Origin of the sequence: Desulfovibrio litoralis DSM 11393 (assembly GCF_900143255.1) — a bacterium.
Lineage (GTDB): Bacteria > Desulfobacterota > Desulfovibrionia > Desulfovibrionales > Desulfovibrionaceae > Frigididesulfovibrio_A > Frigididesulfovibrio_A litoralis.
The window spans coordinates 41,656-51,324 of record NZ_FRDI01000005.1; the positions used below are offsets into that span (position 1 = coordinate 41,656).

Genomic DNA, 9,669 nt, shown 5'->3' on the forward strand with positions numbered 1-9,669 from the left:
TGTTCTCGTTATCTTTTTATTTAAGCTTGTAATCAATTTAAAGCAGGCTGTTTATTCCACCGATTGATTTTGAAAACGAATTGGCACTTGTTGCCAAGGTATTTATAAAGCTTAGGTTTTGTTCTGTGCTTGTTGGAGCTGTTATATCAAAGCGTTGTTTGAAATAGTTACTTTGTTCCCTAACTTTATTGGCTTGATATTGATATTCTTTTTGTTTTTTTTGATTTTCATAATCCAAATCTGCTAGAGTTCTGGTTAATTCATTTTCGTTATCAGCCAAAAGATCTTTGGCTGAACCCGTATTCATCACAACACCGGAAGCAGAGAGCAGGGAACGAGCCGCACCTTCTTGACGACTGGCGTTTCGTTTTAGATTTTCTTTTTGTTTTGAGGCTTCATATTCCGTTTCGGTGGCTTTATCTGTTATTTGTTTAAGTTGATCTCTTTCTTGAGAAAGTTCACGTTCAAGCTCTAGCGATCTTAGCTCTTTTGTACGCCTGTCTTGAATTTGATGTTGTTTAATATTTCCATAGCCTTGTAAAATTCCAAAAGGAATATTCATTAGTTCTGTACACATTTTTTAAACTCCTTTTTAATGGTTATAAATGGGTAAAAAATATATTTTTTGTTGTTGCGAGCTGAGCGTTCCGTAAACGCTTTTCCAATAACAAAGCCACATTTTTCCAACCAAAGTAATCTGTTTTTTATAAACAACTTTTGTGTTTCAGAAATATTATCAATATTAAAGGCAGTAAGGTTAAACAATATTTCAAACTCGTTTAAAAAAAGCTCAATTATTTTGGGTCCAAGATATAAAATATCTTGTTTCTTTCTGCTGAAGTCTTTTGTTCCAACAAGCCACGGACTTGCTGTTTTATTGTTTTTTAAGTTGATTACCGAAGATATTTGTTCTGTAATCTGTTGATTTGTTTGTTTTACTCCGAAAAGAGCAAAGATTTTTTTAGGGGAACAATAAGTAAATACTGTTTCGCTCGAATTAAAGACTTGAACTAAAGAATCTTCTGCATTTAAGTTGTTTCCAAATTTTTCTTCGATAATATTAAATTCATCTTTGTCTTCGGGGCGTAACCCTTCTTTTAATAGTTCTTTTAAGTCATTTTTATCTGCAAACCTGATCTTTGTATCGTTTTTGCTGAGTTTGTTATTTATATCCAAAATCTTATTGAGTATGTTCATATCTTTTGTGGTTATGGTTAAATTAAGTATCAACACCAAGTTCTATTTCTAACGACGTTGCCAAAACAGTAAAAGGTAAAGGTTCTTCCTGTCTTAACAACAAACTGCTTGTGTTGTTGACTGAAGATTTTAAATATGCGGAACAATCGCCGGAAAATAAGGGAAGAGTAACTCCCAAGCGATTTTGTACTTTTCTGAGCTGTATTTCTTTTAAAGTTTCTTCATTGGTTCCAATTAAAAAACCTGCTGAATCCAAGATTCTTACAAAGGCTTTAACGGCTCGCTTTGGTGTATTTAAACAAATTCCGGAAGAATTTGAGGCTTCTATCGGCATAAGTTGCAAATCGCTTTTATAACCTAAACCTATATGAATTTTTTGAGCTTTGTGTTTTAAGCTTACTTTACCTTGTGTTACTGTTACATTTGGGTGAACCCAACCGTCGGCCAAAATTGAGACTTCTAAGCCTTCTAAATGTTCTAATCCGTTTACGCTGTCTGTTGCTTCTCCCAAATAGGTAATTCCGCTATCTACAAAAAAGCCTGTTTGGCTATGATTAGAATTAAAAGGGGTTTCAAGTTTTTCTATATACCTGCGTTGTATTGTGTTTCCCGTTGTTTTATCTTTAATTTCTCGCATAATTACAACCCACAGCTCATCTCCGTTAACTCCCGGAATAGTACAAAGACCTTCAAAGCGTCCTTGGCTTGTGTGTGTGTGCCAACCTGCGATTTGATGTTCGCTGATAATAGTCAAACCGACTAGCGAACCATCGTCTAAGATACACCAGACAACGGAATAGGGGTGTTGTTGAAATGCCCAATCCGTGATTACTCGATTGCGAAATAAATGTTCTGCCAAAATAGTTATATCGGCTCCGGCATAACCGTCTATTTCCAAGTTATATCTTAACTCACGTACGAGATTGCCACCTCTTTGTACAAAGAGAACAGAGTCTCCAACCGTTTGTGGTTGAAGCTCTGATGAACCTCTTGCACTTTGGCGTTCTGCTTCACACGACATCGGAGAAATAGGCGTTCCTCCGCGTCCGGAAACAGCCCATTCGCTATCAACTGTTCCGACTAACAATCTTTTCCCGGACATAAGCCAGCGAATCGCATTTGCCTTTTCTGATGCTAAGGTAAGGGTAATTGCATCATCATCTCGAAGCGGGTTTGAGATATTAAAGTTTTCGGCTGTTCCGGCTTTACTCATCCAAATAGTTTGTGGCTCTTTATTGCTGGCGGCAAAGCACAAGCGTTGTTGATAAAACTGAACACAAGAGGGATAAGAATCAGGGGCGTTAAATAAAATACTTGACCTAGGTGGTTTACTGTTAAAATTAACACTTTGCCCTTTATCAGAAAAAGACAATCCAACAATTCCCGACGAGATTAAACCATAAACGCCAGCTCCTCCGCCTTGTTTATAGACATTATAAGTTGTAGCTTCCGCAACTGTGTTCCACGTTAAGGTCATATAGGCTGTAGCTGTTAAAGGGGAGGCACATAATCCTGAAATTTCAACAGAAGGTAAACTTTCCTCACCATATATATTGACGGCTGTTACAACATAAGCATGCTTTACGCTACCGGAGCCAACTTTAACTATTTTTACGTTTTGCGGAATAGGAATTGTACCGGAAAAAGTCATGCCTGATAGTTGCCAATCAGTCTCTGAGAGCCTTAAAAGTTTTTGAGGGGCGACTTTAGGGTTAACCAAATACATCGTATTTCCGGATTGACAGCAACGTAAATATGGTAAAACACTGTCGGTGAACGGGGTTGTTATTACAATTTCTTGGTTTGTTGTCGGATTTTTTAATAAAGCATCTTTATGCCAAATACGCAATTTTCCCGCACTAAATTCTAACAAATAGGCTTGGTCTTCGTTAAAAACGAAAGGAATCAGTCTAACTTTTATGTTATAAATACTTGAAAGTGTATTATTGTTTGAATTTTTTTCTATAGGGTTATGATCAAGGGCTTCGCCCATAAAACGAAAACCCGAACGTCTAAAAACAGCTCCATGAGGCGTAATCAGCATGTTTTTCAGGCTTTTACAACCTGAGCTGCGTCTGGCTTGATCGAGTCTGGCACTCATATAAGGAGAAAGTTCTCCGGCATTAAAGCTAGTCTGAGAAACAGTAAATTTACTCATTTAAGACCTCGCATGAATCCATGTATCAAGATGGTCTTGGTTGTTGCCTGCGTTGTCTGAGGCGGTTCCGAAGCTATGTTCAAACCCAAATTTGCAACCGTCTTCCATTGCATCGGCAAGCTTGGCTTGTTCAAACGATTCAAAAAAACGCTGTTGCATCATTTGCTCCAAGCGTGAGTTATTGACTAAAGGAACAGCCAAGGCGGCGGCTAAACGCCTGGCGAGAGCTTCAGTAAACAGGGCTGAAAACAACGTCGTATTATCAATATTAGCTGTAAATACAATTTTTAAGGGCTGTGTATCACTATATAAATAACGTCCTGAAATTAAATATAGTGGATTTCCAAAGACATATCTAATTTTTAAACAATCAGCAGGGAGCTGATAGGCATATTTCAGGCTCTCGGGACGTTCATCAAGAGCATCTTTGTTTTCGGCTATTAGAGCTAAATTTTGAATTTTTGTGGCAAAAGACCAAGGATAGAGTTCAAGTAACTCGCTTTTTGTTCCGAAATAATGAGTGGAACAAAGTTCGGCTTCTCTCAAATCTTGTTTTAAGTCTGAGATTTCTCCGGCTCCAAGATAGCGTAGGGCTTTATTGCAAAGTTCAACAACTCCTGCTTCATATCCGAGTGCGGGTAAAGTTTCTTGTGTGGTAGACATAATTAAGATACCTTTTGGTTATAAGCAGGTGCGTTTATTCACCTGCTTATAACTTTAGTTTTTTAGTTCAGCGTTATTAAATATTAACTTTAATCTTAACCTTATTTTATATAATAGTATTAAAATTAAGGTAGATAGTTAAAGGCAATGTCAACATTTCCGGTTGCGGCTGTGTCATCTGTGCTGATAAAAACCTTAATATAAGTGCGTGCATCACTGGGGATAGGAAGTCTGGCTATTTCTTCACCAATATTCCATGTTCTGCTGCTTGCCCCCATAGTGCGTTTAAAGCTGACTGGTAATGCGGTAAAACTAATTCCATCAGCACTGTCTTCCACGCGTATTGAAATACTTTTATTGGCGTTTAAAACAACGTTTTGAGCCGCACTCATCATTATTTCGGCAGAGCCAAGGGCAGACGCATTTTTACTTACACCTTGATTTCCGACGCTTTCTGTGTTTTTAGGAACGGCTTGATTTTTTGCTAAATATTCATCATGTACTCGTAAAGTGTGTCCGTACATATTTTTTCCTTTTAATATTTTACTTTAAGGTTTGTTTTTTATTAAAATTAAGATGGTTATCTTGTTTTATAGAGTAACGGCTTTTTCCGCATTATCCAAAAAGTTGTAAGAAGTAACGATTTCAATGCCGTTCCAATGTGTAATCATACGATCAACATCTTTGCTTCCTGAGCTGATATGCAAGGAATCTGCTTTATATTTGCAGAGCATATTTCTTGTTTTTTCATGCATAAACAAATAAGTTGACCCCGGGGTGGCTCTAACTTCGGCTAACATATCGTCAATCATGGTAGCGGTTGGGATACTGCTTGCAGTTATGTTTACCAAAGCGGAAACAGAATTTTTATTGCCAATTTGTATGCCCAAATAAGACTTTAAACGTAAGCCGTAGACCAAAACACCGTTTCTGGCAGGATTCGTACTTTTATATAAATCTCCGCCATTTAAAGATTGGGTATTTAACAAAGTTCCTTGATTAAAACATTGTGGACCATATAGCCCGCAAGTTTCACCGGAAACAAAGCGTACTGCCAATATAGAGTTTCCAAGACCTGTACCGCCGGCAGAAAAAGCTTTTTTGTTTTGCACGGCAAAAGCACGGAAATTATCATAAATAATACGTTGTTCCGCACTCATGCCAGATTTGCGAATAATTTTTGGCAGTTTTTTTGAAAAATAAGCTTCTTTTCCGCCAAATAAATTTGCAGTATCTTCGGGACATTCGATTTCTCCGCCTAAAATAGCTAAATCAACCTTTTTCAACGTGCTGGAAAGTTCAAGTTCGGGTAAAGGGGCGTTCATTTCTACCCAGCCAGCACCCGTAATATCTTCCACATCTTCATACATATTCCAAAGATCATGACTTGCGGGTTCAAAAGGAATAACACCCAAAATAGGGGCTTCTTCGGTTAATTGATCTACTTGTTGTGGTTGTTTGCGAGCAAAACGGGTCGCTAAATTTTTTAAAGTTTCTCCCATGAAAATGTCCTCTTTTTTGTTAAAGTGTTACTTTAAATGTTGATTATTTATTTGTATTATTAAATACTTCTGTGCGTAAAAACTCTTCTGTTGACATAGGGCGAAATAAATCTGAACCTGTGTTATTTAATCCTAAACTGTCTTCAGACAATGATTCGCCGACTAAAGCCATAAGTTCTGCAAACACGGGGTTATTCCCAAGACCGGCAGCTAAAAGAGCGGCAAGTCTTCCGCCTAAGCGTTTATCCATGACATGAGCGGCATGCCTGGCAAGATTTAAACGCCTTTGAAAATTGCCTTGCCAAAGTTGACGTAAAATAGCTTCACAGTGATCAGCACCCTCACGATTGGCTAGTTTTTGTTCGGCTAAATAAAAATCAATAGCCTGTTGAGCCAACTCAGGGGAAAGACCATTGTTAAAACAAAACTCGCAATATCTTTCTAAAATTCCCTTATCCACCTGATTTAAACAGTCAGCATTATTAAAACGCAGTTGATATTCATCACGTTTGCGTTTTGCCTCTTGTTGTGCTTCGTTGTCTGTAATATTTTGCATCAAAGTTGATGAAAGCATGCTTGTATGGCTTTCATCTTGTGAGGTTTGAGCTTTTGGCTCTTGATTTTTCGTCAAAACAACGGGCGGAACTATACTGCCTGTTGATTGAGCTGTTTGTTGCGTTAATGGTTTTTGTTCCATTCTTTTAACTCCTTTAAGTGTATAACCGGTTAATTTTTAATACTTAACCAATTGTTTATGGGCGAATGCTTAGACCTGCTTATAAAGTTAACTTTAAAGCAGTTTATTTTGTGCTTAATGTTAAAGCAGTGCTTTAACGTTGGGCTTGGGCTTGAGGTTTAATAAAAAGGTATTTAGCTGTATTTTAATGATTAATTAATGAATATGTTTTTAGTAATAATACTTTTTAGCTTTCATCTCTTTATTCAGAACGCATAAATTCTTGACTGAGTTCTTTTGATTCTAAAAGGTTTAAACGCACTAAAGCCAATGGGTTTGCTAAACTGATTTCAGCACGACGTTCAAGACAATAGTTTAATAACCCGAGTTGTGAATTTGTTTCCGTGTAATTTTGTGGGCAAGTATGTTGAGTTAAACTGAGCGGATAACCGTTCCACGCCGTAGCAAGCCAACGCTTTAAAACTCTTTCACCCGCTCCGTTTGGCATATTTAAAACGAGGCGTAAATCTTCTAAATATCTTATTAATTCCAGTTGAGTTTTACTGTTTTCTGTTGCGTCTTCGGGGTTTGACCAAAACAAAGAAGAGATTCCCGTGTTTTGAGTTGTTCCTTTTGTGGGCATAAGTTTGGCAGGATTCCAATTTTGTGCTTCGTCCAGTAAAGACTTTAACTTTGCATCTAAGGTATCATGGCTTGTTTTATGGTTTTCTTGAGTTAAGTCTCTGTTATCTTTGTCTGTTTTTTCTTTTATGTTGAGTGTATTTTTTATTAGTTTCATTTTACTTCTCTGGTTTTATCTTTGTCTTTGTTTTGAGATTCGGAATTTGTTGAATTATTCATTTCTTTAAACATATTATCTAAAACTTTATCTAAAAATGGGGTGAGTTTTTTGTTGAATAAACCTGAGAGTTCTTTTTCAAAAATAGCTTTGGTGCTTTGTTCTTGTTGTTTTTGGCGAATATTTTTTAATTCGTCATTTGAATTGACCATGCTTGCAGGAACTCCGGCGAGATTTGCCAATTCGTCAATAGCTTGTTCAAAATTAAGCTTTTCCAAAACAGTAGGCGAAAGACCGGCAAGGCTCGCCACATCAGCGGTTAAACGCCGAATACTGTTGGCTGTTCCAATTTTTTGGGCTTGAGCCAGGCTTGAAACAAATTCAATCTTTAACGGAACATCAATCAGTTCTTTTGGCATTTCCGGTAAAGCTCCGGATCTTTGTAAAATTCCAAACGCCCGCGTAATTAATGGCGATAAAATTTCGCTTTGATGCCTTTCCACCACAGGTCCGAGTAAAAGCAATTTTTCGTTGCTACGTTCCAAAACTTCAGTCGCAGTAAGATTATTGAGCTTTCCACCAGCAAACATCAGGAATAAATCGTTAAATAACCCTTCTTTGATTGATTGGCGTACGTCTTCTATTTTACTTGAAAGGGCGTTTAAATTAGGGTGAATTTGATACAAAGGAGCGATAGCATCACTTTGTCCGGGGGTTACAAAATTAACCGCTCCCGGAATTAAAGATAAACGCTGTTTAAAACCCAGTGGAACACGCATGGGCGGATTAACCATTTTATGAACCGCCAATAGTTGGCTTTTATTCATTTCTTGCAACATGCGAATATCCGGCAAGGTATCAAGACCCGGTGAGCGTCCATAAATTTCTCCGCTTATAACTTCCCACCTTGCACATAAATGTGGAAACTCGGAAAAACCTCCCTCATGCAAGAGTTCAGTGGCACTGTTATCAACCTCAAACAGAATAGACGCATAGGGCAAGTTTGCGTGATCGATAAAGTTTGGTTTGCGTTGATGTCTTGGTTCTACTAAGTGAACAAGTTCTATGCTTTGGCTTGCATCTTTAGAAAGTAGTTTTTGGGCGTTGCTTGAAAGGCGAGAGACTCCAAAGCGAGAAGCCAAAACAGAAAGTGGAACTTTTATGTGTCTTGCGACGCTTGTAATACGTCCATTTTCACCGATACCCCAACTGTATTCCCCCGCACTCAAACATTCAAAACGAAAATTATATTCAGGACAAGCTTCCATATAAAGATTGGCAGAACCAAAAACCGCCAGTTCCGTATATAAACTATGAATTGCAGAATAAAAATTAGAACGGGCAAGTGAGGCATATATACGATTTTCAACTTCATCAAGCCAACGTCTTATTGGGCCTGAGTTATGAGTTTCGTTGGCGAAACTGCGTAGGCGAAACCAAGGGCGAGCCGGGCTACTTAAGCCACTTTGCATGCCTGAGGCTAAAATGCGTACGGCTCGAATCGCCGTTGCATCAAAAATATTTTTTGAACTGCTGTTGCTTTTTAGAGTGTCATATTGAGAGGTCAAATTTTTTGCCCCACGTCCCGGAGCTAAATATTTTGCCAACTCACCCCAAACCTCATTCATGGGTTGGCGATGTTGCTCTAATAAATTAACTCTGGCTTTAGCTTTTTCTAGGGTTGTTTGTTTCATACTGTTATCCTGTTGTTTTATATGGTTTTTAAACCGATAAAATTAATTTCTGCCTCCATATTTATTGCTTGCTGAAATTGTTTGATTTCTTTATCCTGTATTCAGAATATAAAAATCACCAAATTGTTCTGCATAAAAGATGCGTTCAATGTGATTGCTTTATACATGGGCTTTTTGAGGAAAAAGGGCAAAGACGGCTCTTAAGATGGCGATCGATATGTTCCAAGCCTGTCTTGTCAGTGTGGTATTACTTTTAAAAAGGGTCTTTTTATGTTTAAACATATTTTATTGTCCGCAATTTTGCTTATGCTTGTTGGGTGTAATGCGAAGAATGTTGATCAGGTTGAGCTTGGCGTAAAAGATCAACCCACAAACAACAACACGGTGCAGACAACTGATGCTGTGCGTTTGCAAAATATGTTTTTATTAAACAGCGGGCGTAAAACAGTTTATATTCACGATTCAGAGTTTGTGGCTTCGCTTTATTTGCGTTTTTCTATTTACGGGCAAACCACTAAATTAAATTCAGTAACTCTAAGCGAGCCTGAAACAACACCAAGTAAAGTGTCGGCACAAACTGTCGCTAAACAAAAAGCTCTTGCAACAACAACGAATGAAAGCCCAAAGACAACCGCAATACCTCATGTAAACGACAAAGAGTTGGTTTTTAAACACTTTCATATTATACACGGTGCGTTTTCGGCTTTTGAACGTATGCGTTTTGCCATTGCTTCAAGACCAGAGAACACAGACCTTAGATTAAATACGCAAAAGCGGTCTCAAGGTTGGTCAGTAGAGCGGATAAATACGGTTTTAAGCGAAAAAGATTGGTTTAGTGCCGTATGGATTACGCATGGAAAAGAAGTTCCGGCAAAATGGTTGGCAAAAAAATATATATTTAGTATTCCAAATCGCAAAAGACGAGTGATTTATGAATACAGAGAGTTTTACCCTGAGTGTATGCCTGTTTTTGATGCTCA

Annotated in this window: 10 protein-coding genes; 1 reads left to right on the plus strand and 9 read right to left on the minus strand. The window is 37.8% G+C overall.

The genetic code is table 11. The features are described from left to right. Nucleotides 1-37: 37 nt before the first annotated feature. The 9 genes from BT999_RS06635 to BT999_RS06675 all read right to left on the minus strand — a co-directional run bounded on the left by BT999_RS06635 (nucleotide 38) and on the right by BT999_RS06675 (nucleotide 8,689). Nucleotides 38-577 carry a virion core protein, T7 gp14 family gene (locus BT999_RS06635; RefSeq protein ID WP_072697001.1) on the minus strand — a complete coding sequence of 180 codons (540 nt, stop codon included), beginning with the start codon at nucleotides 575-577 and terminating at the stop codon, nucleotides 38-40. Then, complete coding sequence (locus tag BT999_RS06640) at nucleotides 562-1,197, minus strand: hypothetical protein (RefSeq protein WP_143145508.1); 636 nt, start codon at nucleotides 1,195-1,197, stop codon at nucleotides 562-564. The genes BT999_RS06635 and BT999_RS06640 overlap by 16 nt, the downstream gene beginning before the upstream one ends. Before the next feature lie 22 nt (nucleotides 1,198-1,219). Then, the gene (locus BT999_RS06645; RefSeq protein ID WP_072697003.1) at nucleotides 1,220-3,355 is read right to left on the minus strand and encodes a phage tail protein; all 2,136 of its coding nucleotides are present in this window, start codon (nucleotides 3,353-3,355) and stop codon (nucleotides 1,220-1,222) included. Beyond that, nucleotides 3,356-4,018, minus strand: a complete 663-nt coding sequence (locus BT999_RS06650) for a phage connector family protein (protein WP_072697004.1) — start codon at nucleotides 4,016-4,018, stop codon at nucleotides 3,356-3,358. It abuts the gene before it with no gap. Nucleotides 4,019-4,143: 125 nt separating this feature from the next. Then, complete coding sequence (locus BT999_RS06655; RefSeq protein WP_072697005.1) at nucleotides 4,144-4,542, minus strand: hypothetical protein; 399 nt, start codon at nucleotides 4,540-4,542, stop codon at nucleotides 4,144-4,146. A 66-nt stretch (nucleotides 4,543-4,608) separates the two neighbouring features. Continuing rightward, complete coding sequence (locus BT999_RS06660) at nucleotides 4,609-5,520, minus strand: major capsid protein (protein ID WP_072697006.1); 912 nt, start codon at nucleotides 5,518-5,520, stop codon at nucleotides 4,609-4,611. Between the two features lie 43 nt (nucleotides 5,521-5,563). Beyond that, a complete protein-coding gene (locus BT999_RS06665; RefSeq protein WP_072697007.1) occupies nucleotides 5,564-6,217 on the minus strand; it encodes a hypothetical protein in 654 nt (217 codons plus the stop codon). Nucleotides 6,218-6,458: 241 nt separating this feature from the next. Then, nucleotides 6,459-6,995: a hypothetical protein gene (locus BT999_RS06670; RefSeq protein ID WP_072697008.1), complete on the minus strand. Its 537-nt coding sequence runs from the start codon at nucleotides 6,993-6,995 to the stop codon at nucleotides 6,459-6,461. Then, entirely contained in the window at nucleotides 6,992-8,689 is a 1,698-nt protein-coding gene (locus BT999_RS06675; protein ID WP_072697009.1) for a portal protein, read from the minus strand. The genes BT999_RS06670 and BT999_RS06675 overlap by 4 nt, the downstream gene beginning before the upstream one ends. Nucleotides 8,690-8,959: 270 nt before the next feature. On the opposite strand from BT999_RS06675, the gene BT999_RS12515 reads away from it, so the two are divergent. Further along, on the plus strand, nucleotides 8,960-9,669 hold a 710-nt coding region (locus BT999_RS12515; protein ID WP_178139326.1), incomplete at its 3' end, for a hypothetical protein.